Annotated in this window: 1 protein-coding gene; it reads left to right on the top strand. The window is 65.3% G+C overall.

Annotation, left to right across the window (positions count from 1 at the left end; all coding sequences use genetic code 11):
- Positions 1–522: sensor histidine kinase (locus tag AACY08_RS28665; protein WP_339472467.1), on the top strand; the 522-nt coding region annotated here is incomplete at both ends.

Consider the following 522-nt stretch of genomic DNA (forward strand, 5'->3'; position numbering starts at 1 on the left):
CGGATCGCAAACAATCTGCAACTGCTCGCGGCAATGGTGTCGATCGAGGCACGCCGCGTGGCGGATCCCCTGGCGCTCGCGGCGCTCACCATGACTCAGCGCCGCATTGCGGCCATCGCGGGGGTGCACCGACACCTCTATCAGGCCGGCGATCCGCTCGCAGTCGATCTGGCCGCGTATTTGCAGTCACTGGGCGAGGATCTTCAGCAGTGCTGCGCCGATCCGGCGGCGGGGCGCAATATCGTCGTCAGTGTCGAACCGGTTACGGTCTCGTCCGACGACGCGACCGCGCTGGGCATTCTGGTGTCCGAGCTGGTCGGCAACGCCTGCAAATATGCCTATCAGCCGGGGCAGCCGGGCGACGTATGGATTACGTTATCCGCGATGCCTTTCGGGGGATATCGCCTCGATGTGTCCGATCGGGGGCGCGGCATCGTCGCGGGGGCCGCACCTCAAGGGACCGGCTTTGGTGCGCGGCTGATTGAGATGATGGCAACCCGGCTTAACGCCTCTTACGCGTGG

It is taken from the genome of Pseudomonas sp. EL_65y_Pfl1_R83 (genome assembly GCF_963970695.1).
Classification (GTDB): Bacteria; Pseudomonadota; Gammaproteobacteria; order Pseudomonadales; family Pseudomonadaceae; genus Aquipseudomonas; species Aquipseudomonas tritici.